This window comes from Cupriavidus sp. 86D6 (genome assembly GCF_057815095.1).
Map to the genome: position 1 here is coordinate 375,817 of NZ_JBYPSB010000002.1, position 24,797 is coordinate 400,613.

Below are 24,797 nucleotides of genomic sequence, written 5' to 3' on the forward strand. Positions count from 1 at the left end.
CTGGCAAGAGCCTGCATATGGAATACAAGACTTGGATGTGCCTGATTTGTGGCTGGATCTATGACGAGGCCACCGGCGCGCCGGAAGACGGCATCGCCCCGGGTACCAAATGGGAGGACGTGCCCATCAACTGGACCTGCCCGGAATGCGGGGCACGCAAGGAAGATTTCGAGATGGTGGCCATCTGAGGCCTGTCGTCCGGAAATGGCCGTGCGTCGCGCCAAAGCGACAGAACGGCCCGTGGCAGCGGGGTGTCCGGATTGACGGCCCCCCCACGAGTTGTCACACTCTGCGGCAAAACTGAACATCCGTCCGGCCGCGCCCCACTGGCAGGCTGAAGACAGGGTGCCGCGGCACAAGAACATGGCAGTAACGGGCAGGCGCGGACAAGAAGCGCGCCGCCACCGGCCGGGTTGCCGGGTATTTTTTTGACTGGGAAATGGAAAATCGGGGGCCGCCGGCCAGCCGTTCATGGCGCCGTGCGGAAGTTCTCAAGTGAATGCCTACGCCTGTTGTGTCACGCAGGACGTGGGTCGCGGGAACAAGATGCGGGTCACTCAAACAGAACAAGACACGTCTGTCGATGGGGTCAACGCCGGCGCCACCGCCGGTGCCAGCGAGGCATCCACAGCGCGCAAGGCCGCTGTGAAGGTGCTCGTGATCGACGACTCCAGCACCATCCGCCGGACGGCGGAGATCTTTCTGACGCAGGCAGGCTTCCAGGTCATGCTGGCCGAGGACGGCTTCGAGGCGCTTGCCAAGGTGGGCGACCTCCATCCGGACGTCATCTTCTGCGACATCCTCATGCCGCGGCTCGATGGCTACCAGACCTGCTCCCTGATCAAAAAAAGCCCACGCTTCCACGCCATCCCCGTGATCATGCTGTCGTCCCGCGACGGCGTGTTCGACCGCTCGCGCGGCAAGCTCGTCGGCGCGCACAACCATCTGGCCAAGCCGTTTTCCCGCGAAGCCCTGCTACAGGCGGTGCAGACCTGCCTGGCGGGCTGCGTGCCGGAAGAGGGTGCGGCCGTGGCGGCATGACGCATGCCGCCCGAAGTATCCAGGAATGAAACAATGACCATCAGCAAAATCCTTATCGTCGACGATTCGCCCACCGAAGCCCTGTTCATGTCCGATCTGCTCGGCAAGAAGGGTTTCAAGGTCTCGGTGGCCGGCAACAGCGAACAGGCCATGACGCGCCTCGAGGCCGAAACCTTCGACCTGATCCTGATGGATGTGGTGATGCCGGGCCAGAACGGCTACCAGGCCACCCGCGCGATCAAGCGCGACGACCGTTTCAAGGACATCCCCGTGATCATGTGCACCAGCAAGGGCCTGGAGACGGACCGCATCTGGGGCATTCGCCAGGGCGCGTCCGACTACATCGTCAAGCCGGTGGACGGCGAGGAACTGCTTTCGAAGATCGCCGCGCTGGCGCACTGAGCGCCGCGGCAGCCAAGGGGCCGCAGTGGGCGCGGGTGTCCTGGGACGCCGGCGGTGCCCGCGCACGGCCATGACAACTGGTCTCACCACTGGTTTCCAGGTTTCACCGGTATCCGATCATGAACGCGCCGCGCCAAGACATCCGAACCCGCCAGACTCGCCAGACCCGCCTGCATGACTATCAGGCCATGCTGGCACGGCGCCTGCGCGAGGCGCGCAACCTGCCCGCCGTCGACAGCTACCTGGGCGTGCTGGTGGGCCAGCGCAACTGGCTGCTGCCGCTGATGGACACCGGCGAGGTGCTGGAAATGCGCGCGCCGGCGCCCGTGCCGCTGACGCAGCCGTGGTATCGCGGCCTGGTCAACGCGCGGGGCAACCTGCTGGGCGTGATCGATTTCGGCATGTTCTGCGGCGACGGTCCGACCCCGCTGCAGCCGGGCAGCAAGATCGTGGTGCTGTCGCGCCATGTCGAACGTGCCTGCGGCATCATCGCCACGCGCGTGGTGGGGCTGCGGCACGCCGTGGACCTGACGCCGGCCGGTGGCGCCGAACCCGAAGCCTGGCGCGGTGCCGCCTTCGCGGACCGGGACGGGCGCGACTGGCAGGTGCTGGACATCCGCCAGTTGCTGGATGCGCCCGCCTTCCTGCAGGCCGGCCGCGATGCGGCCTGAGGCCTGACGTCCGGGCACAAGAACCAAACAGAAAACGAACGAACAGAGGGTTGCCATGGGAATCAAGAAGATCAGCCTGGGCCGTCGCACCGCTACCGCCGGTGCCGCTGCCGACGCGGCGGCGCCGCGCGCATCGGTATTCGCCAAGGCCGGCGCGGGCAAGGGTGGCGCGGGCCAGACGCCGGTGGAGAGGATGTCGGGCTGGCTGACGCGCATGCCGTTCTCTTCCCAGCAACGGTTGCTGACCGGCGGCGTGGTGGCGTCGCTGCTGGCGCTGCTGGCATCGGTCTATCTTGATAACCGCCAGGCCAACAACGGCGCGGCGCAGATCGAGATCGCCGGTAACATGCTGATGCACTCGCAGCGTCTGGGTAAAGCGGTGCCGGTGGCGCTGCTCGGCAACGCACAGGCGTTCACGCAGCTGCGCCAGTCCAAGGAACAGCTGACCGCCGACTTGCTGGCGCTGCAGAACGGCAGCGACGAAAAGCACGTGCGTGCCACGTCGGGCCCGGCCGAGCCGCTGCTCGAAAAGGCGTTCGGATCGTGGAAGCGATCGGAAAAGAGCGCGGCCGACGTGCTGGCCCAGCAGCCCATCCTGACCACGATCGGCCAGACGCTGCAGATCTTCAACGCGTCGAACCCCGAACTGCTCGAAGCGGCCGAACAGGTGGCCGCCATCAAGCTGCAGGCCGGATCGAACACCCGCGAGGTGGCCGCGTCCGCGCAGCTGGTGATGCTGACGCAGCGCCTGGGTAAAAACCTGAACGAGTTCCTCTCGGGCGAAGGCGTCAACCCCGAAACCGCGTTCCTGCTGGGCAAGGACACCAACACCTTTCGCGAAACGCTGGACGGGCTGACCAATGGCTCCGAAGCCCTGCGCCTGGCGCCGGCCACCGACGCCGAGACGCGCAACTACCTGCAGCAGCTGTCGCAGCGGTTCGAGGCGGTGCAGAAGACCACGCAGACCATCCTGCAGAACCTGCCGGGCCTGATCGCCGCCAAGCGCGCGCAGCAGCAGATCTTCAACGACAACGAGGCGCTGCGCGCCGAGCTGGCCGAACTGCAGACGTCGTACGCCGAAGGGGCGCGGTTCCGCCCGTGGACTTTTGGCGCGATGGTGGTGTCGGCCGTGGCCACGCTGCTGTGCCTGGCCGGGCTGGCGGCGCTGTACCTGCGCGATTCGCGCGTGCGTGCGCTGGAAGCGGAAGCGCGCGAGCGCGAAGCCGAAGCGCGCCGCCTGGAGGAAAAGCGCAACAACGACGCCACCCAGAAGGCCATTCTGCAGCTGATGAACGAGCTGCAGGACATCGCCGACGGCGACCTGACGCGCCAGGCCACCGTGACCGAGGACATCACCGGCGCCATCGCCGATTCGGTGAACTACACGGTGGAAGAACTGAAGGAGCTGGTGGGCCGCGTGCAGCAGACCGCCGGGCAGGTGCAGCACGCTTCGTCGCAGGTGCAGGACACCTCGGTGCAGCTGGCGGCCACGACCGAAGAGCAGTCGCGCCAGATCCGCCAGACCGGCGAGTCGGTGGTGGAGATGGCGGACCGCATCACGCAGGTATCGCGCGGCGCGGCCGAATCCGCCAACGTGGCGCGTGCGTCGCTGTCGGCGGCCGAACAGGGCCAGCAGGCGGTGCAGAACGCGATCGCGGGCATGAACGACATTCGCGACCAGATTCAGGAAACCTCGAAGCGCATCAAGCGCCTGGGCGAATCGTCGCAGGAGATCGGCGAAATCGTCGAGCTGATCTCGGACATTACCGAACAGACCAACGTGCTGGCACTGAACGCCGCCATCCAGGCGGCTTCGGCAGGCGAAGCGGGTCGCGGCTTCTCGGTGGTGGCGGAAGAAGTGCAGCGCCTGGCCGAACGCTCGGGCGAGGCCACCAAGCAGATTGGCGCGCTGATCCGCACGATCCAGACCGACACGCAGGACGCCGTGCACGCCATGGAGCAGAGCACGGCGGGCGTGGTGGAAGGGGCGCGGCTGTCGGACAACGCCGGCGCCGCACTGGTGGAGATCGGACGCGTGTCTCGCCAGCTGGCCGAGCTGATCGAACAGATCGCGCAGACCACGTCGCACGAGGCGAGCCTGGCCACCAACGTGGCCCATCACATCGAAGGCATCCTGCAGGTGACCGCCCAGACGACGGCCGGCACGCGCCACACCGCCACGTCGGTGCGCCAGCTGACCGCGCTGACCGAAGAACTGCGTAACTCGGTGTCGCGATTCAAGATCGCCTGACGCCCGCCCGTACGTTGACGGCCGCACCGGAACTGGTCATGTCCCTGAATTCCATCCTTACCAGCGACGAGGCCCCCATGGCCGCGTCGCAACCGCATGCCACGCCGGATACGGCCGCAGCCGGGGTGCCGGCTGCCCCCCAGCGCGACTTGTCGGTGCTGGCCTGGCTCGCGCCAAGCCTGCGCACCGCGCTGGACGACGCCGCCAGCGAGCTGGGCCACTATGTCGACGAGATCCGGCAAACGCCGGAAGCACTGGGCGCCCGCGACACCACGTCGCTGCGCCTGGCCGGCCAGCACCTGCACCAGGCCGCCGGCGCCGTGCATATCGTCGGCCTGCGCGGGGTGGATGCCTATTGCCAGGCGCTGCGCCGCCTGCTGGAAGCCGTCGATGCCGGCACCGTGGCCGCCGACGCCGCCATGCTGGCGGTATTCCGCACCGGCGTGCAGGCCCTGGCCGAATACGTCGACGACCTGATGACGGGCGACGCGGAAGACCCGCTGCGCCTGTTCCAGCCCTATGCCGCCGCGCTCTCGCTGATGAAGGAAGAGCGCGTGCATCCGGCCGACCTGTGGCTGGACGAGCTGCAGATGCTGCCCGGCATCTTGCTGCCCACGCGCTCGGCGTCCGCCGTGACGCGCGCGCGCCAGCGTTTCGAGGCCGCGTTGCTGAAGGCGCTGCGCCTGCCCACGCCGTGCACCGAAACGTCGCTGCTGCGCGAGGCCTGGCTGCCGCTGCAGTCGGTGCTCGACGATGTGCGCAACCACGAGCAGGACGCGCGCCGCACCACCGACACGCCCGACCGCGGCATCTGGCACACGCTGGCCCTGGTGTTCCGTGCGCTGGCCCACGGCCTGCTGCCGTCCGATCTGCTGGCCAAGCGTTTTGCCGCCCGCACCCACCTGCTGGTGCGCCAGTACCTGCAGGGCCAGGTGCGTGTGCCGCAGGCGCTGCTCAACGACGCCGTCTTCCTGCTGGTCAGCACCGGCCTGACCCCCGACGGCCCCGAGGACACCACGCCGCCCGTGGTGCAGGCCGCCGTGCAGGTACTGCGCGTCGATATCGCGCGCAGCCTGCAGGCGTACCGGGTAGACCCGGCGCACGTGGTGGCACGGGCCGATTACCGGCAACGCTACTACGGCTGGCTCGATCCGATCGATACCCGCAACCTGCAGCATGCCGCCACCGCCATCGAGCGGGCCGCTGCCGACGACCAGTCGGACTGGGAGCTTGCGCTGGCATCGCTGGCCGAGGCCGCCATGCCGCTGGCGCAGCCGGCGCTGCAGCAATGCCTGACCGCCGCCGCCGCGTACGCGGGCCAGCGGCCGACGGGCGATGCGCTGGGCCGTGGCGGCGTGGCGCTGTTCCTGTCGCGCGCGCTGGCCATGCCGTGGCGCGTCCACGGCAAGTCCGGCCACGCATCGGCGGCCGAGTTCGCCGCGCGCTGCGAGGCGCTGGCCGCCTGCCTGGCCGACGCCGAGGCGGAAGCGCCCGCCTGGCTGGCCGAACTGGTGCAGTCCGCCGGCGCCCAGGCGCAGCGCACCGAAGCCGTGGCGCAGGTGCGTGCCCAGCTGGACAGCGGCGAATCGTGGCTCGATACCTATGACCGCAATGCGGCACGGGCCGATGCGGGCAATGCCCTGGACGATGCCGCACAAGCCTTTGGCGCGCTGCTGGCCTCGGTCGAACGCATCCACGGCAGCGCCGCGCTGCCCGAGGGCATCGACGTCGAGACCGAAGCCGCGCTGGCGTCGGTGCGCTCGGTGCTGCAGCGCCTTGGCGTGCTGCGTGAGACTACCGACCACGCCGCGCGTATCGGGCAGCTGTCGGATATCGCTGCCGAACTGGGCGCGGTCCATGCGTTTGCCGACCTGCTCGAATTTGGCCGCAAGCAGAACGATGCCGCCAGCGACGATCCGTTCGCGCTGCACACGCAACGCCAGGACGCCGCCCCGCAAGGCGCGCTGGGCGCGGCGCGCAGTGCCGCGATGGATGCCATCCGTGTGGCGGCGACTGCGGACGCTCCCGAGATCCAGCGGCTGCGTGCCGCGCTGCAGGCGGTGGCCGACCAGGCTGCCATCGACGACGATGCCGCGCTGCGCCGCCAGGCCAGCGAGGCCACCACGCAGCTGCACGCCTGGCTGGCCGGCAGCGAATCGGCGGCCGAGCGCATGGTGGTGGCGCTGGCCGATCCGTTGCCTGCCGCCGTCGCGCCAGTGGCGGCCGCGCCCGCCGCGTCGATGCCGTCCGATGCCGCCGCGATCGACGCCGAACTGCTGGAAATCTTCCTGTCCGAAGCCGAAGAGGTGCTGGGCAATATCGCCACCGACCTGGCCGGCGGCCTGGATGCCCTGCGCGATACCGACGTGCTGAGCCGTCTGCGCCGGGCCTTCCACACGCTCAAGGGATCGAGCCGCATGGTCGGCCTGAACCGCTACGGCGAAGCCGCATGGGCCGTCGAGCAGGTGATGAACCTGTGGATTGCCGAGGCGCGCGAGCCGGTGCCCGCACTACCCGCCTTGCTGCAACAGGCGCACGACCTGCTGCGCGAATGGGCGCTGGCCCTGCTTGAGGACCCCTCGACGCTGCGCGAGATCGATCCGCTGGTGGATGCCGCGCAGGCGCTGCGCCAGCCGGGCGGCGTGGCAAAGGACGCGGCCGAGGCCGACCCGTTCGGCTCGATCGATTCACTCGATGCGCTGCTGGCGCAGGCATCGGCGCCGCCGGCATCGGTGGACACGCGATTCACGTCCGCCGAGCCTGCGGACGTGTCGGATGGCATCGATATGACCGAGCCCGCCGGAACCGGCGGGGAGACGGCCGCGCTGGACGGCGCCGACGAGGCCGCGCCGGCCGACGACAACGTGCTGCCGTTCCGGCTGTCCGGCGGGCTGGCCGACGAGGACGAGGGCTACAAGGTCATCGGTCCGGTTCGCATTGGCCTGGCGCTGTACAACGTCTACCTGCAGGAAGCCGACGACCTGCTGCGCCAGTTCGCCACGGACCTGTCCGAGTGGCGGCACGAGAACCATCCGTGTCCGAGCGAGCTGGCAATGCGCGTGGCGCACACGCTGCAGGGCAGCGCATCGACGGTCGGGCTGGAGCCGGTACGCGAGATTGCCGAGGCGCTCGAACATCTGCTGTTGCTGCTGGGCCGCCATCCGGTGGTCATGCATCCGGCCGACTTCCGCCTGCTGGACATGGCCGTGGACCGCCTGCGCGCGATGCTGCATCAGTTTGCCGCCGGCATCTGGCCCGATGCCGATGCCTCGCTGTGCCGCGACCTGAACGATTTCGGCGAGCGCGCGCTGGTGCGTCCGCGCGCCGCGCTGCCGGCCGCCCAGTCCACCGGGCAGGAAGGCTCGGTGTCGCAACTGTTTGGTCAGAATTCGACGACGCCGCTGCCCGAGATCGACGCCGATGTGCAGGCGCGGGAGGCGGAACTGCCGCCCGTGAAGCTGACGCCGATCACGTCGCTGCCGCCGGTGTCGGCGCCGGCGGGCCCGGTACTGACACCCGTCACCCCGGTGCAGGACGCCGTGGTGATTTCGCTGCCGACCGCGCCGCGCCATGATTCGATCGCGGTGGCGCACGTCACGCCGCATTCCCCCGACGCGCCCGACATGGCCGGTATGCCGCCCGAGGACACCTCGACCGACGCATCGGCGCTGGACCCTGCGCTGGTCGAGATCTTCCTGGAAGAAGCCCATGGCGCGCTGCCCGATCTCGGCAAGCTGGTGCGCACGTGGGAAGCCTCGCCCGACGACGCGCAGCACGGCGGCCTGATCCTGCGCGGCCTGCACACGCTGAAGGGCAGTGCGCGCATGGCCGGGGCCATGGCGCTGGGCCAGGCGGCCCACGAAATGGAAACGCTGCTCGAAGCCAGCGTGCGCGGCCAGCGCGTGTCGCCGGAGCTGTTCGGCAAGCTGTACGCGTGGTACGACCGCATCCTGGCGCACGTGGACGCGCTGCAGAACGGCCGCCTACTGCCGGTGGACGATGCCGACGTGGTCAACGGCCTGGTCGCCGCGCCCGCCGGCCCCGCCGCGCTGGCGACGCCGGAGGCCCTGGGCCATGCGGCGACGCAAGGCGCGCCGCAGCACGCGGTAGCCCCGGTGGCGCCGCTGATGCCGGCTACCCCGGCCGCCTTGCCGACCGACGCCGACCGCCAGCGGGCACTGGTGCGCGTGCAGGCCCGCGCGCTGGACACGCTGATCAACGACGCCGGCGAAGTGAGCGCGACGCGCGCCCGCCTGGACAGCGAACTGGAAGCATTGCGCAGCTATCTGGGCGAACTGAACGACAACGTCGCCCGTCTGCGCATGCAGCTGCGCGAGATCGAGATCCAGGCCGAAACGCAGATGGCGTCGCGGATCGCCGACCAGCAGCACAACCAGGAATTCGATCCGCTGGAATTCGACCGCTTCACGCGCTTCCAGGAGCTGACGCGGATGATGGCCGAGTCGGTCAACGACGTGGCCACCGTGGAGCAGAACCTGCAGCGCGGCTTCGACCGCGCGTCGGGCGACCTGGCGGCGCAGGCGCGGCTGACGCGTGGCCTGCAGCGCGGCCTGATGCAGGCGCGCATGGTGCAGTTCGATGCGCTGGCCGAACGTCTGTACCGCGTGGCACGCCAGTCGGCCACCGAGACCGGCAAGGAAGTGCGCCTGCTGATCAAGGGCGGTACCGTGGAAATCGACCGCTCGGTGCTGGACCGCATGGCCGGGCCGATCGAGCACCTGATCCGCAACGCCGTGGTGCATGGCATCGAGCCGGCCGACGTGCGGCGAGCGGCGGGCAAGTCGGCCACCGGCGCGCTGACGCTGGAAGTGCAGCAGGAAGGCAACGAGGTGGTGCTGACGTTCTTTGACGACGGCGGCGGCCTGAACCTGTCGCGCATCCGCGAGCGTGCCGTGGCGCGCCAGCTGATGGCCCCCGACGAAGACGCCAGCGAGGCCCGCCTGACCGAAATGATCTTCGCGCCGGGCTTCTCGACTGCCGACGCGGTGTCCGAACTGGCTGGCCGTGGCGTCGGGATGGACGTGGTGCGGGCCGAAACGGTGGCACTGGGCGGCCGTATTACACTGTCGACCGAAGCCGGCCGTGGCACCAGCTTCACGGTGCACCTGCCGCTGACCACGGCGATCACGCAGGTGCTGCTGGTGTCGCTGGGCGGACGCCTGTTCGCCATGCCGAGCGGCATGATCGACCAGGTCCACCAGTTGCGCGAGAAGCCGCTGCTGGAGGCCTACAACGCCGGGCGCTTCAGCGCCGCCGGCATCGAGGTGCCGTTCTTCTACTTTGGCGCGCTGCTGGAGGAAACCGCCGGCATGGCGTCGGGCCGCAAGTATTCCCCGGTGGTGGTGGTGCGCTCGGGTGCCGAGCGCGTGGCCGTGCACGTGGACGACGTGCTGGGCAACCGGGAAGTGGTGGTGAAGCACATCGGCCCGCATCTGGCCCGGATGGAAGGCATTGCCGGCGCGACTACGCTGGGCGATGGCGAGATCGTGCTGATCTACAACCCGGTGGTGCTGGCCCAGCGTTGGGAGCGCGAGCGCGGCGCCACGGCGCCGGCCAGGCCGGTGCTGGCCGCGCTGCAACACGGCGGCCAGACCGGCGCGGTGGCCGAGTTCATCGACGCTGGCGCGGCGGTGCCCGTGCCGGGGCTGATGACGCAGCCGACCGTGATGGTGGTGGACGATTCGCTGACCGTGCGCAAGGCCAGCCAGCGCCTGCTCACGCGCGCCGGCTACCAGGTGGTGCTGGCACGCGATGGCGTGGACGCGCTGCGCCAGTTGCAGGAAGTGATGCCCGACGCGATGCTGGTCGATATCGAGATGCCGAACATGGACGGCTTCGACCTGACGCGCAACGTGCGGGCCGATGCCCGCACCAGCCGCATGCCGCTGGTCATGATCACGTCGCGTACGGCGGAGAAGCATCGCCGCTATGCGGCCGAGATCGGCGTGAACGTCTACCTGGGCAAGCCGTTCAACGAAGACGAACTGCTGCGCACGCTGCAGCAGCTGATCGGCGAGAAGGCCGCCGCCACCGCATCGTCAGTGGCGCAGATGCTGGGCGAGGCGTAAGCCGCCCAGCCTGTGTTGGCGCCCCTCTCCCGCACGGCGGGAGAGGGGAGGTGCAAACTCAATCCTGCTTCTGATTCACCATCCGCACCGGCACCGACAGCGTCAGTGCCGCGCCCACCACCATGCAGGCGGCCAGCAGGTACATGCCCGAGTCCGTGCTGTGCGTCATGTCCTTGAGCCAGCCGACCGCGTAGGGGCTGATAAAGCCCGCCAGGTTGCCCAGCGAGTTGATCAGTGCAATGCCGGCGGCGGCGCCCGTGCCGGCCAGGAAGGCCGTGGGCAGGCTCCAGAACAGCGGCAGCGTGGTCAGGATGCCGACGGTGGCCAGCGTCAGCGCCACCATGGCCATCGTCGTATCGCCATGCCACTGCACCGACAGCACCAGACCGAGCGCGCCGAGCAGTGCCGGCACGGCGATATGCCAGCGGCGCTCGCCGCGGCGGTCGGCGCTATAGGCAAACAGGATCATGCCCACCACGGCGCAGCCATACGGAATGGCGGTGAGCAGGCCCACGTCGAGCGCGCCCTTGACGCCGGTCTGCTTGATGATCGTCGGCAGCCAGAAGCTCACGCCGTACAGGCCCATCACGAAGCTGAAGTAGATCGCGCTCATCAGCCAGACGCGCGGGCTGGACAGCACCTGCGTGACGGGCGGATCTTCCTTGTGCTGGTCTTCGGCCGCGATATTGCGCTGGAGCAGCGCCTTTTCGTCGTCGCTCAGCCACCTGGCGTGGGCGATGCGGTCGTCCAGGTACAGCAGCACGCAGATGCCCACCAGGATCGACGGGATGCCTTCGACCAGGAACATCCACTGCCAGCCGGCCCAGCCATTGCGGCCGTCGAACGACTGCATGATCCAGCCCGACAGCGGGCCGCCGATCACCCCCGACAGCGCGATGGCCGTCATGAAGAACGTGGTGGTGCGCCCGCGCCGGCTGGCCGGATACCAGTAGGTCAGGTACAGGATGATGCCCGGGAAGAAGCCGGCTTCGGCGATACCCAGCAGGAAGCGCAGCACGTAGAACATCGTCGGCGTGGTGACGAACATCATGGCCGCCGAGATCAGGCCCCACGTGATCATGATCCGGGCGATCCAGAGCCGTGCGCCCACCTTGTGCAGGATCACGTTGCTCGGCACTTCGAACAGGAAATAGCCGATGAAGAAGATGCCGGCGCCGAGCCCGTAGATGGTTTCGCTGAATTGCAGGTCGTTGAGCATCTGCAGCTTGGCAAAGCCCACGTTGACGCGGTCCAGGTAGGCCACGACGTAGCAGAGCAGCAGGAACGGCACCAGGCGCCACGTCACCTTGCGGTAAGTGGCGTCCTCGAAGGCGGCGTCGCGCGCGCCGGCGTTGACTGCGGTGGTTGTCATCGGTGTCTCCTCGTTGGGATGTGGTTCTAGTTGTGTTGCGGATGCCCGCGGATGGTCAGACGCAGCGGCCGCCATCCACCTCGATGCAGGTGCCGGTGATGAAGCTGGCGTCGTCCGACGCCAGGTACAGGCAGGCATTGGCCACGTCCTGCGGCGTGGACATGCGCCCCATGGGGATGGTGGCCAGGAACCGGGCACGGTTCTCGGGGGTGTCGGGCACGCCCATGAACTGCTCCAGCAGGCCCGTGGCGCCGATCACCGGGTTCACGCAGTTGACGCGGATGTTGTCGGGGCCCAGTTCGGCGGCCATGGCCTTGCTGGCCACGATCACGGCGCCCTTGCTGCCGTTGTACCAGACCAGGCCGGGGCGCGGCCGGATGCCGGCCGTCGAGGCCACGTTGACGAAGTTGCCGCCGCCACGCTGGCGGAAGTGCGGGATGAAATGGTGCGCCGACCAGTAGATGCTCTTTACGTTGACCGCGTAGACACGGTCGAACTCTTCCTCGGTGACTTCCAGGATCGGCTTGTTGCGATGGGTGGTGCCGGCATTGTTGACCACACAGTGGACGTCGCCAAAGGCGGCCAGCGTGGCATCCCGCATGGCAGCCACGTCGTCGCCGCGCGATACGTCGGCGCGCACCGCGTCGGCCTTGCCGCCCGCGTCGCGGATGGCCGCCGCCACGCGATGCGCGGCGTCGAGGTTCAGGTCGGCCACCATCACGCTGGCGCCCTCGCGCGCGAATGTCTGCGCGATGCCTTCGCCAAAGCCCGAGCCGCCGCCCGTCACTACCGCTACCTTGCCAGCCAGTCTGGTCATTGCCTTGTCTCCAGTTGGGTGAAGCCCGGCGCGGTCTGTTGCCGCACTACGGGCGGAACATCGGAATTGTCTTAATCAGTGGAAGGGGCCTTTGTTCTGCAGGGCGTTGGCTACCATCATGATGCCGAGCAGGAAGGGCAGGGCCACGTACATGCACCAGTGGACGCGGTCGCCCACGGTGTCGCCCCACTTGCGCTTGAACACCTGCAGGCGGGGCATGCCGGACGGATTGGTGGCGCGCTTGTTTCGCACATGCCACGCCATCCAGAAAAAGAAGATGGCGAAGGCGACCGATAGAAAGTTGATGCTACCCATGTTGAATGGCGATGGTTTTCAGAGTGGTGAATCCGTACAGGGCCTCGAAGCCCTTCTCGCGGCCATAGCCCGACTGGCCTGTGCCGCCGAACGGCAGCTCGACGCCGCCGCCGGCGCCATAGTTGTTGATGAAGACCTGGCCGGCCCGCAGCTTGCGCGCCAGCCGCATCTGGCGGCCGCCGTCGCGCGTCCAGACCCCGGCCACCAGGCCATACGCGGTGCCGTTGGCCAGGCGGATGGCCTCGTCCTCGGTATCGAACGGCATGGCGGCCAGCAGCGGCCCGAACACTTCTTCCTGGGCCAGCCGGTGCGTGGCGGGCACGTCGCGGAACAGCATCGGCACCTGGTAGTAGCCGGACTCCGGCGCCTCGCCCACGATCTGGCCCTGGGCCATCACGGCAATGCCGTCGTGCTGGGCATCGGATACGAAATCCCACACGCGCTGCTGCTGCTTGCGGCTGATCAGCGGGCCGCATTCCAGATCCAGCGCCGACGGGCCGACACGCAGCGACTCGAACACGCCCGACAGCCGGTCGAGCAGGGCCTCGTAGACGGGCCGCTCCACCAGCAGGCGGCTGCCGGCCGAGCAGGTCTGGCCGGCATTCTGCACGATGCCGTTGACCACCACGGGCAGCAGCGCGTCGAGGTCGGCATCGGCAAACACCACCTGCGGCGACTTGCCGCCCAGTTCCAGCGTCACCGGCACATGGTTCTCGGCGGCCAGTTGCGACACGAGCTTGCCGGTGTCCGGCGACCCCGTGAACGAAATATGGTTGATCCCCGGATGGCGGGCCAGCGCCGCGCCCGCCTCGTGGCCGTAGCCGGTGACGATGTTCAGCGCGCCCTCGGGCAGCCCGGCTTCGGCAGCCAGTTCGGCCACGCGCAGGATCGACAGGCAGGCGTCCTCGGCGGGCTTCACCACGCAGGCGTTGCCGGTGGCCAGCGCCGCGCCCACGCTGCGGCCGAAGATCTGCAGCGGGTAGTTCCAGGGGACGATGTGGCCGGTCACGCCATGGGGTTCACGCACGGTGAGTACCGTGTAGCCGGTGGTGTAGGGAATGGTCTCGCCGTGCAGCTTGTCGGCCGCGCCCGCGTAGAACTCGAAATAGCGGGCCACGGCGCGGGCGTCGGCGCGGGCCTGGCGCAGCGGCTTGCCGGTGTCGCGCGCTTCCAGCGCGGCCAGTTCGTCCTCGTGCTCGATCAGCTTGAGCGCCACGCGGTTCAGCAGGCGCACGCGGTCTGCCGGGTTCATCGCGCCCCACTGGCCTTCGAAAGCCTGGCGGGCGGCGCGGACGGCCACGCTGATATCGGTGGCGTTGCCGCGGGCGATCTCGGCGAACGGCTCGCCGTTGGAGGGGTCGAACACCTTGATGCGCAGGCCGGAATCGGGGGCGATCAGGCGATTGGCGACGAAATGCTGGGCATGCATGCAGGTCTCCACGGCTCCGGTTATGGAGCAAATGCTGAAATCGGGAATGCCGCATTATCGCGCACCGCGCCGGGCGTGCAAGGCATCAAGCGCCACACGGCGTGGCGGCGGGTGTCAGGCTGCGGTCAGGGCCGACCCGCTATAATGCCGCCCATCCCATTCCACAGGTATTCGGAGAACTCGCATGAGCTTCAACCTCGTCTCCCCGGGCAAGGACCTTCCCAACGATTTCAACGTCATCATCGAGATCTCCGCGCAAAGCGATCCGGTGAAGTACGAGGCCGACAAGGAAACCGGCCTGCTGTTCGTGGACCGCTTCATCGGCACGGGCATGCGCTACCCGGCCAACTACGGCTTCATCCCGCAGACGCTGTCGGGCGACGGCGACCCGGTGGATGTGCTGGTGCTGACCCCGTTCCCGATCCTGGCCGGTGCCGTCGTGCGCTGCCGCGCCCTGGGCATGCTGAAGATGACCGACGAGTCGGGCGTGGACGCCAAGCTGGTGGCCGTGCCGGTGGACAAGCTGAGCCCTGCCACCGCCCACATCAAGGGCCTGTCGGATGTGGCGCAAAATACGCTCGACCAGATCAAGCACTTCTTTGAGAACTACAAGGCACTCGAAGCAGGCAAGTGGGTCAAGGTCGAAGGCTGGGCCGGCATCGAGGAAGCCCACAAGGAAATCACCGACGGCGTGGCGAACTTCAAGAAGTAATCGCGTCGCTGCCGATGGTCCGAGGAAAACCCCGCTTCACGGCGGGGTTTTTTGTTGGGGCGATGATCGGCGGCAAGGCGAGGCACCGGACCAGGCCCTAAGCTTCCGGCCGATCCCCACAACCAAATGGAGTACCGATGCCTGTCCAACAAGGCACCGCGACCGCGCCCGACGCGGCCACATTCGCCCGCTATGACGCGGTGGCCATCGCGTTCCACTGGCTGATGTTCGTGCTGGTGGCCGTGGCGTACGCCGCGATCGAACTGCGCGGCTTTACCGACAAGGGCACCGCCGCGCGCATGGTGGCCATGGAAGTCCACAAGTGGTCGGGCGCGCTGGTGCTGGCGTTGATCGTGCCACGCCTGCTCTGGCGTGCGGTGCGCGGTGCCCCGGCGCCCGAAGCGTATCCGCGCCTGGGCCAGCTGGCCGGGGCGGCCGTGCACGGCCTGCTGTACCTGTTCCTGGTGGCGCAGCCCATCCTGGGCATCCTGATGATGAACGCGGCCGGACGCGAATTGATGCTGCCGGGCACGGACATCGGCTTGCCGCCGCTGATCGCGCCCGACGCCGCGCGCAAGGACTGGCTGGGCGAGATCCACGAGACGATAGGCAACGCCTTCTATCTGGTGATCGGCCTGCACGCGATGGCCGCGCTGTTCCACCACTACATGCTCGGCGACAACACGATGCGGCGGATGCTGCCGCGCCGATAGGCTGGCAGGCGGGCCCGGTGTGCCTCAGTCGCCGCCGCCCGCCGGCCGCGCAAACGGATTGCGGTCGTTCAGCTCGTCCAGGTAGGCATCCATGCCCTGGCGCTCGCGCTCCAGGAAGCGTTCCACGGCGTCGGCAAAGGACGGATGGGCCAGCCAGTGCGCCGAACGGGTGGCCACGGGCAGGAAGCCGCGCGCCATCTTGTGCTCGCCCTGCGCCCCGCCTTCGAACGTGCCGATGCCCTCGGCGATGCAGAACTCCAGCGGCTGGTAGTAGGCTGTCTCGAAATGCAGGCAGGGGTGGTGTTCCAGCGCCCCCCAGTAGCGGCCATACAGTGTGCTGACCGCCGGATCGGCATCGTAGACCAGCAGGGCGCTGGCGATATCGGCGCCGTTGCGCGTGGCGATGACGAGCAGCAGGTTCTCCGGCATCGCCTCGCCAATGCGCCGGAAGAAATCCAGGTTCAGGTAGGGTGTGGAATGGTGCTCGCGGTACGTCTGCCGGTAGCAGCCGTTGAAGAACTTCCAGGCCGCGTCGTCGATCGCCGCACCGCGCAACTGGCGGAACGTGATGCCGGCCTCGGCGACGCGCCGCCGCTCGGCGCGGATGTTCTTGCGCTTCTTCTGCGACAGCGTGGCCAGAAAGGCGTCGAAGTCCGCGTAGCCCGGGTTGGTCCAGTGGAACTGCACGCCGTGGCGCATCATCATGCCGGCCTCCTGCATCAGGTCGGCCTCGTGGTCGGACGGAAACAGGATGTGCAGCGACGACAGCTGGCTTTCCTCGGCCAGCGCCAGCGCGAACCGCAGCAGCACCGTGCGCGCCAGGTCGTCCTCGGCCAGCAGCCGGGCGCCGCGCACCGGCGTGAACGGCACCGCCGCCAGCCACTTCGGGTAGTAGTCGAGCCCGTGCTGGCGATAGGCGTCGGCCCAGGCCCAGTCGAAGACGTATTCGCCATACGAGTGGGACTTGGCATAGAGCGGCATGGCCGCCGCCAGGCGGTCGCGCCCCGGGCCGTTGCCGTCGGGCACCCAGAGCGTCAGGAAGCGGGGCGACCAGCCGGTGGCGTCGGTGGCGCTGCCGCTGGCGTGCAGGGCGTGCAGGAAGGCGTGGCGCAGGAACGGCGTGGGTTCGGTCTGTGCGGCCAGCAGCGCGTCCCAGGCGGCGGCATCGATTTCGGCAAGGTCCAGCACGATTTCCGTGCGGTAGTTGGGGCGCGAATCACTCATGGACGGGTGGGCATAGGTGCCGGGCGAGTCTACCGGAATTGAAATTGTGCTGCAGGCGTCGTCAGCGTGACGCTGACGCCGGCCTGGCGCAGGGCGTCGTAGAATGCGCATATCCGTTTTCCGATGTCCACTCCCCCGACGTGCCTTCCCGGTACGGGTCCAGACATGACGCACCCCACGCACCCCACGCACCCCTTCTTCAACCTCTATTCCCACGGCTTTGCGCGCGTGGCCGTTGGCGTGCCCGAGTGCCGCGTGGCCGATCCCGCCTACAACGCCGAACAGACCCTTGCCCTGGCGCGCCAGGCCGCCGACGGCGGCGCCGTGCTGGTGGCGTTTCCCGAACTGGGCCTGCCGGCCTATACCTGTGACGACCTGTTCCACCAGCGCGCGCTGCTGCGCGAATGCGAGCTGGCGCTGCAGGCCATCGTCGAAGCCTCGGCCGGCATCGGCGCCGCCATGATCGTCGGCATGCCGGTGCTGGTGGAGCACCAGCTGTTCAATTGCGCCGTGGTGGTGGCCAACGGCGTGGTGCAGGGCGTGGTGCCGAAGACCTACCTGCCGAACTACTGGGAATTCTACGAGGCGCGCCAGTTCAGCAGTGCCGACTGTGCGGCCGTCGACACGGTGTCGCTGCTGGGCGCCGAAGTGCCGTTCGGGGCGAACCTGTTGTTCGAGATCGAGAATATCCCGTTCTTCCGCTTCCATGCCGAAATCTGCGAGGACGTCTGGGTGCCGATCCCGCCGTCGTCGTTTGCGGCGCTGGCCGGCGCCACGGTGCTGGTGAACCTGTCGGCGTCGAATATCGTGGTCGGCAAGTCGGGCTACCGCCATCAGCTGGTGTCGCAGCAGTCGGCGCGCTGCCTGGCGGCCTACCTCTACACGTCGGCCGGCAAGGGCGAGTCGACCACCGACCTGGCCTGGGACGGCCAGGCGCTGATCTACGAAAACGGCGAGCTGCTGGGCGAATCGGAGCGTTTTGCCGACACCTCGCACCTGCTGTTCGCCGATATCGACCTGGAGCGCCTGTCGCGCGAGCGCATGCACCAGACGTCGTTCGGCCAGTCGGTGCGCCGGCACAAGGAAGAGGTCGAGAAGTTCGACGTGGTGGCTTTCCAGGTGGCACTGCCGACCGCGCAGGCGCTGCCGCTGGAGCGCAAGGTCGAGCGGTTCCCCTATGTGCCGGCCGACCCGCGCCGCCGCGACGAACGTTGCATGGAGGTCTACAACATCCAGGTGCAGGCGCTGGTGCAACGGCTGTCGTCAAGCCGCATCCAGAAAGTGGTGATAGGCGTGTCGGGCGGGCTCGATTCCACGCATGCGCTGCTGGTCTGCGCCAAGGCGATGGACCGCCTTGGCCTGCCGCGCGCCAATATCCTGGCCTATACGATGCCTGGGTTCGCCACCAGCGACCGCACGCTGAAGCAGGCGCGCGAACTGATGCAGGCCGTGGGCTGCACGGCGCGCGAGATCGACATCCGGCCAAGCTGCCTGGCCATGCTGAAGGATCTGGATCACCCCTATGCTCGGGGCGAGCCGGTCTATGACGTCACGTTCGAGAACGTGCAGGCCGGCGAGCGCACCAACCACCTGTTCCGGCTGGCCAACCATAACGGCGCGATCGTGATCGGCACCGGCGATCTCAGCGAACTGGCGCTGGGCTGGTGCACCTATGGCGTGGGCGACCACATGTCGCACTACAACGTCAACGCCAGCGTGCCCAAGACGCTGATCAGCCACCTGGTGCGCTGGGTGGCCGAGACCAGCCAGATCGGCAAGGGCGGCGAGGACGTGCTGCTGGCGGTGCTGGACACCGATATCAGCCCCGAACTGGTGCCGGGCGCCCCCGCCGCCAACGGGCAGGACGAGGCGCCTGGGCAGAAGACCGAGCAGATCATCGGGCCGTACGAACTGCAGGATTTCAACCTGTACTACACGCTGCGCTATGGCTATGCGCCGTCCAAGGTCGCATTCCTGGCGCTGCACGCGTGGGGCGACGTGGCGCGCGGCACGTGGCCGAACGGGCCGCATGTCGCCCGTAACAGCTATCAACTGCCGGAAATCAAGCGCATCCTCGGGATTTTCGTCGACCGGTTCTTCCGGACCAGCCAGTTCAAGCGGTCGTGCATCCCGAACGCGCCCAAGGTGGGGTCGGGCGGATCGCTGTCGCCGCGCGGCGACTGGCGGGCGCCCAGCGACGGCGAGTCGGTCGTGTGGGTCCGGGATCTGGCCCGGATTCCGGATCAGGCGGACTAATTGTCCTGGCGTCTGGCACGCCGATTGCGGGCAATGTGGGACTTCTCGCAATCGGCGTGTGGTGTTTCGGGCTAGAATCTGACATCTTCCGACACCTTTAGAGACAGAGGCCAGCCATGAAGCAGATTACCGCCATCATCAAACCGTTCAAGCTTGACGAAGTGCGCGAAGCACTGGCCGACGTGGGCGTGACCGGTCTGACGGTGACCGAGGTAAAGGGGTTTGGCCGCCAGAAAGGTCATACCGAGCTGTACCGCGGCGCCGAGTATGTGGTCGACTTCCTGCCGAAGATCAAGATCGAAGTGGTGGTGGCTGAGAACCAGCTGGACACCGTGCTCGATGCCATCGTCAAGGCCGCCCACACGGGCAAGATTGGCGACGGCAAGATCTTCGTGACCGAAATCGAACGCGTGATCCGCATTCGTACCGGCGAACAGGACGAAGCGGCGGTCTGAGCGACACCACGTTTGAAGAGAAACCGGCTTATGGGCCGGTTTTTTTATGCCTGTGCGCGGCTAACTCGGCAGCTTCCATCCGAACTGGACCGACAGCAGCCGCATTCCCATCGTCACCAGCGCTCCGGACAGCAGCGCCACCTCCTGGTCGGCGCGCAGCCACGTCAGCCCCACGTAGACCCAGCAGCCCACGAACGAACAGCTGGCATAGGGCGAGCGGTCGCGCAGGATCATCGGCACTTCGTTGCACAGCACGTCGCGCAGCACGCCGCCAAACACGGCGGAGATGATGCCCATCATCACGGCCACGGTCGGGGTCATCTGCGCCACCAGCGCCAGCGACGTGCCCGTGACCGAGAACAGCCCCAGGCCGATGGCATCGGCCACCAGCATCGCGCGGTCGGACGCCACGGTGCTGACCACCCGGAACACCATCGCCGCGCCAATCGACATCGCAAAGATCAGCAGCACGTAGTATTCGTGCTCGACCCAGTAGAACGGCCGCCGGTCCAGCAGCACGTCGCGCACGGTGCCGCCGCCAAAGGCGGTGGCGAAGGCCACGATGAACGTGCCCACAGCGTCCAGCCTTTGCTTGCGGGCATCGACCACGCCCGACACGGCGAACGCCAGTACCCCGGTGATCTCCATGACATGGAGGATCAGGGGCAGCCGCCCCATCAGCAGATCGAACGGCAGGTGAAGGTGCATAGGGGGCGTCAGGCTTTGGGCTGGCGCAGCAGGACCATCAGGGCGCCCGCGCCGCCTTGCGACTCGCGGGCCTGGACGAAAGCGATCACTTCTTCCTTCTGCACCAGCCAGCTGCGGACCTTGCCCTTGAGCACGGGCAGCTTGTCCGGCGAGCCGATGCCCTTGCCGTGGATCACCCGTACGCAACGCACGCCGTTGCGTACCGAGCGGCGCAGGAAACTGGCCAGCGCCTCGCGGGCTTCGTCGCTGCGCAGGCCGTGCAGGTCCACCTTGTCCTGCGGCACCCACTCGCCACGGCGCAGCTTTTTGATCACATCCTCGCCGATGCCGGGCCGGCGGAACGACATGGTTTCGTCGATATCGAGCAGGTTCTCGACGTCGAACTCGTCCGACAGCGACGCTGCCAGCACCGCCTTGTCATTGAGCTGGGTCTGTACCGGAATGGGGGCAGGCGCCTTGGCGGCATGCTGCACGCGATTGCGGTCGCGCAGGGAGCTGACCGAGCCGATACTGGACCGGAAGACATTGGCCTCTTCCTCGGCCCGCCGCGCAGCGGCCTCGGCAGCCTTGCGTTCGGCCTCGCGGCGCTCGGCATCGGCCTTGAGGCCGTCACGCACCACGGCCAGGTCGTGCAGGCCGAATCGCTTGGGTGGGGTTTTGGCGCCTTGCGACATAGCAGAATCTCTGGAATCTCGGCACCGATTATAAGGAAATCGGGGACGGCCGCTGCAAGGCGGGCGTCCCCGTAGGCGTCGCGCCGGGGCCGACCAGCGGCCGACCGGCGGGAAGTTACTTCAGTGCTTCCACATAACGCTGGGCGTCCAGCGCGGCCATGCAGCCCGTGCCGGCGCTGGTGATGGCCTGGCGATAGACGTGATCCTGCACGTCACCGGCGGCGAACACGCCCGGGATGCTGGTGGCCGTGGCATCGCCCGACAGGCCGCTCTTGGTCACGATGTAGCCGTTTTTCATTTCCAGCTGGCCCACGAACAGGTCGGTGTTCGGCTTGTGGCCGATGGCCACGAACACGCCCGAAAGCTTGAGATCCTCGGTCTTCGTGGTGTCCTTGGTGCTGCGGATACGCAGGCCGGTCACGCCGGACTGGTCGCCCAGCACTTCGTCGAGCGTATGGTCGTAGCGCAGTTCCACGCGGCCTTCCTTGACGCGCTGGAGCAGGCGGTCCACCAGGATCGGCTCGGCGCGGAACTTGTCGCGGCGGTGGATCACGGTAACCTTGCTGGCGATATGCGACAGGTACAGCGCCTCTTCCACGGCCGTATTGCCGCCGCCGATCACGGCCACTTCCTGGTTCTTGTAGAAGAAACCGTCGCAGGTGGCGCAGGCGGACACGCCGCGGCCCATGAAGCTTTCTTCCGACGGCAGGCCCAGGTACTGTGCCGAGGCGCCGGTGGCGATGATCAGTGCGTCGCAGGTGTACTCGCCGGCGTCGCCGATCAGCCGGATCGGCTTCTCGGTCAGGTTGGCCGTATGAATGTGATCGAAAATGATTTCGGTGTTGAAACGCTCGGCATGCGCCAGGAATCGCTGCATCAAGTCCGGGCCCTGGACGCCGTTAGCGTCAGCGGGCCAGTTTTCCACGTCGGTCGTGGTCATCAGCTGGCCGCCCTGGGCCAGGCCGGTGATCAGCACCGGGTTCAGGTTGGCGCGGGCCGCGTAGACGGCGGCGGTGTAGCCGGCCGGGCCGGACCCGAGAATCAGCACTTTTGCGTGTTTTGCGGACATGATGCGTTCCTGTAGACAGCAAGTGAGCCGGTGCGGCATTCGCCCCGGTGTCACTCGAAACCGCCATTATATGTGGCGCGGCGTTTGCCGACTGTTGCAAATTCCAATGAAGGCGATAGGGGCGGGCGAGGTTAAAATGGCCGCCATCGTCCACTTCGCACGATCGAACAGACCCTGACGCATGGCTCGCGCTACCACGACTACCCGGACCGACCCGTCGGCACTTCCATCGCGCATCGGCAAGCTGCTTGGCGAGGTGCGCTGGTTCCTGCTGCTTGCCGTGACGCTCGGCTTCCTGTGCGTGCTGGCCAGCTACAGCAAGGCGGACCCCGGCTGGTCGCATGCCAGCCAGGTGTCCGATATCCGCAACCTTGGCGGCCGCGTGGGCGCCTGGGTGGCCGATATCCTCTTCTTCATCTTCGGCTTTTCGGCCTACTGGTGGAGCGTGCTGCTGATGCGCCGCTGCTGGCGCGGCTGGCGCGTGCTGACCGCCGAACTGCCCGAGCGCATGCCAGAACCCCAGCACAGCACCGCCGTCAGCTGGATCGGGTTTGCGCTGACGCTGGTGTCCAGCATGGGCCTGGAAGCCATCCGCATGTACCCGCTGCGCTCGGCCCTGCCGCGCGCCCCCGGTGGCGTACTGGGCGACCTGCTCGGCGGCTGGCTGCAGCTGGCGCTGGGTTTCTCGGGCGCCACGCTGCTGCTGCTGCTGATGTTTGCCATCGGCCTGTCGTTGTTCTTCCATTTCTCGTGGCTGTCGGTGGCCGAGCACGTGGGCGGCTTTGTCGAGACGCTGTTCATGGGCTTCAAGGCCCGCCGCGAGAAGAAGCAGGACCGCATCATCGGCGCGGCCGCCAAGGTGGAACGTACCGAAACTGTTGAAGTGCAGCGCGTGAAGCACGAAGAAGCTGCGCCGGTGCAGATCGTGCGCCAGCAGGCCGTGCCCAAGCACGAGCGCGTGGAGCGCGAGAAACAGCAGCCGCTGTTTGCCGATATCCAGGATACGGACCTGCCGCCGCTGTCGCTGCTGGACGCCGTGCCGACCCAGCAGGAAACGGTGAGCGCCGAGACGCTGGAATACACGTCGCGCCTGATCGAGAAGAAGCTCAAGGACTTTGGCGTCGAGGTCAAGGTCGTGGCCGCCTATCCGGGCCCCGTGATCACGCGCTACGAGATCGAGCCGGCTACGGGCGTGAAGGGCAGCCAGGTGGTGAATCTGGCGCGCGACCTGGCGCGCAGCCTGTCGCTGGTGTCGATCCGCGTGGTCGAGACGATCCCGGGCAAGAACTACATGGGCCTGGAACTGCCGAATCCGAAGCGCCAGACCGTGCGCCTGGCGGAAATCCTGGGCTCGCAGGTCTACAACGAGAGCGTGTCGAGTCTGACCATGGCGCTGGGCAAGGACATTGCCGGCAAGCCGATGGTGGCCGACCTGGCCAAGATGCCGCACTGCATGGTGGCCGGTACCACGGGCTCGGGCAAGTCGGTGGGCATCAACGCGATGATCCTGTCGCTGCTTTACAAGGCCCGCGCCGACCAGGTGCGCCTGATCCTGATCGACCCGAAGATGCTCGAAATGAGCGTCTACGAGGGCATTCCGCACCTGTTGTGCCCGGTGGTGACCGACATGCGCCAGGCCGGCAACGCGCTGAACTGGGCGGTGGGCGAGATGGAGCGCCGCTACAAGCTCATGAGCAAGCTGGGGGTGCGCAACCTGGCCGGCTACAACAAGAAGATCGACGAGGCCGCGGCAAAGGAAGAGAAGATTCCGAACCCGTTCAGCCTGACGCCGGACGCCCCGGAGCCGCTGGACAAGCTGCCGACGATCGTCATTGTGATCGACGAACTGGCCGACCTGATGATGGTGGTGGGCAAGAAGGTCGAGGAGCTGATCGCCCGCATCGCGCAAAAGGCCCGTGCCGCCGGCCTGCACCTGGTGCTGGCGACGCAGCGGCCGTCGGTGGACGTGATTACCGGCCTGATCAAGGCCAATGTGCCGACGCGTATCGCGTTCCAGGTCAGCAGCAAGATCGATTCCCGCACGATCCTGGACCAGCAGGGCGCCGAGGCGCTGCTGGGCATGGGCGACATGCTCTATTTGGCGCCCGGCACTGGCATGCCCGTGCGGGTGCACGGCGCGTTCGTGTCCGACGATGAAGTCCACCGCGTGGTCGAGAAGCTCAAGGAGGGCGGCGAGGCCAACTATATCGAAGGCATCCTCGAAGGCGGGCTGGTCGATGGCGATGGCGCGGGCGACAGCCTGGGCGGTGGCGCCGGCATCGGCGGCGCAGGCGGTGGCGAGGCCGATCCGCTCTATGACCAGGCCGTGGAAGTGGTGATCAAGAACCGCCGGGCGTCGATTTCGCTGGTGCAGCGGCATCTGCGCATCGGCTACAACCGCGCCGCACGGCTGCTGGAAGATATGGAAAAGGCCGGTCTGGTCTCGGCCATGTCGGGCAACGGCAACCGCGACATCCTGGTGCCGGCCGGCAGCAGCGCCACGGCCGACGACTGACGCCGCAGCATTCCGCACAGACTGAAGTGACGGGTAATATACCGTTACGCCCGTCACAGCCTGTCGCGGAATTGCCAGTCCGGG

19 protein-coding genes are annotated in these 24,797 nt (G+C 67.6%); 11 read left to right on the plus strand and 8 right to left on the minus strand.

Annotation, left to right across the window (positions count from 1 at the left end):
• Positions 1-17 precede the first annotated feature (17 nt).
• The 6 genes from AC3G88_RS06765 to AC3G88_RS06790 all read left to right on the plus strand — a co-directional run bounded on the left by AC3G88_RS06765 (position 18) and on the right by AC3G88_RS06790 (position 10,454).
• Positions 18-188 (plus strand): rubredoxin, encoded by a 171-nt coding sequence (locus AC3G88_RS06765; RefSeq protein WP_011298773.1) that lies wholly within the window; start codon positions 18-20, stop codon positions 186-188.
• A gap of 358 nt (positions 189-546) precedes the next feature.
• Complete coding sequence (locus AC3G88_RS06770) at positions 547-1,041, plus strand: response regulator (RefSeq protein ID WP_153946821.1); 495 nt, start codon at positions 547-549, stop codon at positions 1,039-1,041.
• Positions 1,042-1,074: 33 nt separating this feature from the next.
• A complete protein-coding gene (locus AC3G88_RS06775) occupies positions 1,075-1,443 on the plus strand; it encodes a response regulator (protein ID WP_092594954.1) in 369 nt (122 codons plus the stop codon).
• Between the two features lie 119 nt (positions 1,444-1,562).
• The gene (locus AC3G88_RS06780) at positions 1,563-2,114 is read left to right on the plus strand and encodes a chemotaxis protein CheW (protein WP_488771070.1); all 552 of its coding nucleotides are present in this window, start codon (positions 1,563-1,565) and stop codon (positions 2,112-2,114) included.
• Positions 2,115-2,169: 55 nt separating this feature from the next.
• On the plus strand, positions 2,170-4,365 hold the full coding sequence (locus AC3G88_RS06785; RefSeq protein WP_488771071.1) for a methyl-accepting chemotaxis protein: 2,196 nt from the start codon (positions 2,170-2,172) through the stop codon (positions 4,363-4,365).
• Positions 4,366-4,403: 38 nt separating this feature from the next.
• Complete coding sequence (locus AC3G88_RS06790) at positions 4,404-10,454, plus strand: Hpt domain-containing protein (protein ID WP_488893248.1); 6,051 nt, start codon at positions 4,404-4,406, stop codon at positions 10,452-10,454.
• 58 nt (positions 10,455-10,512) lie between these two features.
• Here AC3G88_RS06790 and AC3G88_RS06795 read toward each other — a convergent pair whose 3' ends face one another.
• From AC3G88_RS06795 to AC3G88_RS06810, 4 genes are all read right to left on the minus strand, one after another.
• A complete protein-coding gene (locus AC3G88_RS06795; RefSeq protein WP_488893249.1) occupies positions 10,513-11,826 on the minus strand; it encodes an MFS transporter in 1,314 nt (437 codons plus the stop codon).
• 55 nt (positions 11,827-11,881) lie between these two features.
• Complete coding sequence (locus AC3G88_RS06800) at positions 11,882-12,643, minus strand: SDR family oxidoreductase (RefSeq protein ID WP_400394205.1); 762 nt, start codon at positions 12,641-12,643, stop codon at positions 11,882-11,884.
• 75 nt (positions 12,644-12,718) lie between these two features.
• Positions 12,719-12,958 (minus strand): hypothetical protein, encoded by a 240-nt coding sequence (locus AC3G88_RS06805; RefSeq protein ID WP_153946759.1) that lies wholly within the window; start codon positions 12,956-12,958, stop codon positions 12,719-12,721.
• The gene (locus AC3G88_RS06810; RefSeq protein WP_153946760.1) at positions 12,951-14,387 is read right to left on the minus strand and encodes an aldehyde dehydrogenase family protein; all 1,437 of its coding nucleotides are present in this window, start codon (positions 14,385-14,387) and stop codon (positions 12,951-12,953) included. The genes AC3G88_RS06805 and AC3G88_RS06810 overlap by 8 nt, the downstream gene beginning before the upstream one ends.
• Before the next feature lie 184 nt (positions 14,388-14,571).
• Between AC3G88_RS06810 and ppa the strand changes: the two genes are divergently transcribed.
• Together ppa and AC3G88_RS06820 are read left to right on the plus strand one after the other, a co-directional pair.
• Entirely contained in the window at positions 14,572-15,099 is a 528-nt protein-coding gene (ppa, locus tag AC3G88_RS06815) for an inorganic diphosphatase (RefSeq protein ID WP_066739261.1), read from the plus strand.
• A 137-nt stretch (positions 15,100-15,236) separates the two neighbouring features.
• Positions 15,237-15,812 (plus strand): cytochrome b, encoded by a 576-nt coding sequence (locus AC3G88_RS06820; RefSeq protein ID WP_488771074.1) that lies wholly within the window; start codon positions 15,237-15,239, stop codon positions 15,810-15,812.
• Between the two features lie 24 nt (positions 15,813-15,836).
• Here AC3G88_RS06820 and AC3G88_RS06825 read toward each other — a convergent pair whose 3' ends face one another.
• Complete coding sequence (locus AC3G88_RS06825) at positions 15,837-17,036, minus strand: GNAT family N-acetyltransferase (RefSeq protein WP_488771076.1); 1,200 nt, start codon at positions 17,034-17,036, stop codon at positions 15,837-15,839.
• Between the two features lie 165 nt (positions 17,037-17,201).
• Here AC3G88_RS06825 and AC3G88_RS06830 point away from each other — a divergent pair, with 165 nt between their 5' ends.
• Entirely contained in the window at positions 17,202-19,292 is a 2,091-nt protein-coding gene (locus tag AC3G88_RS06830) for an NAD(+) synthase (RefSeq protein ID WP_488771077.1), read from the plus strand.
• Between the two features lie 116 nt (positions 19,293-19,408).
• Complete coding sequence (gene glnK / locus AC3G88_RS06835) at positions 19,409-19,747, plus strand: P-II family nitrogen regulator (RefSeq protein ID WP_006162803.1); 339 nt, start codon at positions 19,409-19,411, stop codon at positions 19,745-19,747.
• Positions 19,748-19,807: 60 nt separating this feature from the next.
• On the opposite strand, the gene AC3G88_RS06840 is transcribed toward glnK, so the two are convergent.
• The 3 genes from AC3G88_RS06840 to trxB all read right to left on the minus strand — a co-directional run bounded on the left by AC3G88_RS06840 (position 19,808) and on the right by trxB (position 22,198).
• On the minus strand, positions 19,808-20,455 hold the full coding sequence (locus AC3G88_RS06840; RefSeq protein WP_153946764.1) for a trimeric intracellular cation channel family protein: 648 nt from the start codon (positions 20,453-20,455) through the stop codon (positions 19,808-19,810).
• A gap of 8 nt (positions 20,456-20,463) precedes the next feature.
• Positions 20,464-21,129, minus strand: a complete 666-nt coding sequence (locus tag AC3G88_RS06845; protein ID WP_400393241.1) for a Smr/MutS family protein — start codon at positions 21,127-21,129, stop codon at positions 20,464-20,466.
• A gap of 115 nt (positions 21,130-21,244) precedes the next feature.
• Complete coding sequence (gene trxB, locus AC3G88_RS06850; protein WP_488893250.1) at positions 21,245-22,198, minus strand: thioredoxin-disulfide reductase; 954 nt, start codon at positions 22,196-22,198, stop codon at positions 21,245-21,247.
• A 181-nt stretch (positions 22,199-22,379) separates the two neighbouring features.
• On the opposite strand from trxB, the gene AC3G88_RS06855 reads away from it, so the two are divergent.
• Complete coding sequence (locus tag AC3G88_RS06855; RefSeq protein ID WP_488771079.1) at positions 22,380-24,713, plus strand: DNA translocase FtsK; 2,334 nt, start codon at positions 22,380-22,382, stop codon at positions 24,711-24,713.
• The last annotated feature ends 84 nt before the right edge of the window (positions 24,714-24,797 follow it).

Excerpts from the sequence above, each read along its gene's own strand:
- AC3G88_RS06765 (WP_011298773.1), top strand. The coding sequence starts at position 18 with ATGGAATACAAGACTTGGATGTGCCTGATTTGTGGCTGGATCTATGAC.
- AC3G88_RS06770 (WP_153946821.1), top strand. The coding sequence starts at position 547 with ATGCGGGTCACTCAAACAGAACAAGACACGTCTGTCGATGGGGTCAAC.
- AC3G88_RS06775 (WP_092594954.1), top strand. The coding sequence starts at position 1,075 with ATGACCATCAGCAAAATCCTTATCGTCGACGATTCGCCCACCGAAGCC.
- AC3G88_RS06780 (WP_488771070.1), top strand. The coding sequence starts at position 1,563 with ATGAACGCGCCGCGCCAAGACATCCGAACCCGCCAGACTCGCCAGACC.
- AC3G88_RS06785 (WP_488771071.1), top strand. The coding sequence starts at position 2,170 with ATGGGAATCAAGAAGATCAGCCTGGGCCGTCGCACCGCTACCGCCGGT.
- AC3G88_RS06790 (WP_488893248.1), top strand. The coding sequence starts at position 4,404 with ATGTCCCTGAATTCCATCCTTACCAGCGACGAGGCCCCCATGGCCGCG.
- AC3G88_RS06795 (WP_488893249.1), bottom strand. The coding sequence starts at position 11,826 with ATGACAACCACCGCAGTCAACGCCGGCGCGCGCGACGCCGCCTTCGAG.
- AC3G88_RS06800 (WP_400394205.1), bottom strand. The coding sequence starts at position 12,643 with ATGACCAGACTGGCTGGCAAGGTAGCGGTAGTGACGGGCGGCGGCTCG.
- AC3G88_RS06805 (WP_153946759.1), bottom strand. The coding sequence starts at position 12,958 with ATGGGTAGCATCAACTTTCTATCGGTCGCCTTCGCCATCTTCTTTTTC.
- AC3G88_RS06810 (WP_153946760.1), bottom strand. The coding sequence starts at position 14,387 with ATGCATGCCCAGCATTTCGTCGCCAATCGCCTGATCGCCCCCGATTCC.
- ppa (WP_066739261.1), top strand. The coding sequence starts at position 14,572 with ATGAGCTTCAACCTCGTCTCCCCGGGCAAGGACCTTCCCAACGATTTC.
- AC3G88_RS06820 (WP_488771074.1), top strand. The coding sequence starts at position 15,237 with ATGCCTGTCCAACAAGGCACCGCGACCGCGCCCGACGCGGCCACATTC.
- AC3G88_RS06825 (WP_488771076.1), bottom strand. The coding sequence starts at position 17,036 with ATGAGTGATTCGCGCCCCAACTACCGCACGGAAATCGTGCTGGACCTT.
- AC3G88_RS06830 (WP_488771077.1), top strand. The coding sequence starts at position 17,202 with ATGACGCACCCCACGCACCCCACGCACCCCTTCTTCAACCTCTATTCC.
- glnK (WP_006162803.1), top strand. The coding sequence starts at position 19,409 with ATGAAGCAGATTACCGCCATCATCAAACCGTTCAAGCTTGACGAAGTG.
- AC3G88_RS06840 (WP_153946764.1), bottom strand. The coding sequence starts at position 20,455 with ATGCACCTTCACCTGCCGTTCGATCTGCTGATGGGGCGGCTGCCCCTG.
- AC3G88_RS06845 (WP_400393241.1), bottom strand. The coding sequence starts at position 21,129 with ATGTCGCAAGGCGCCAAAACCCCACCCAAGCGATTCGGCCTGCACGAC.
- trxB (WP_488893250.1), bottom strand. The coding sequence starts at position 22,198 with ATGTCCGCAAAACACGCAAAAGTGCTGATTCTCGGGTCCGGCCCGGCC.
- AC3G88_RS06855 (WP_488771079.1), top strand. The coding sequence starts at position 22,380 with ATGGCTCGCGCTACCACGACTACCCGGACCGACCCGTCGGCACTTCCA.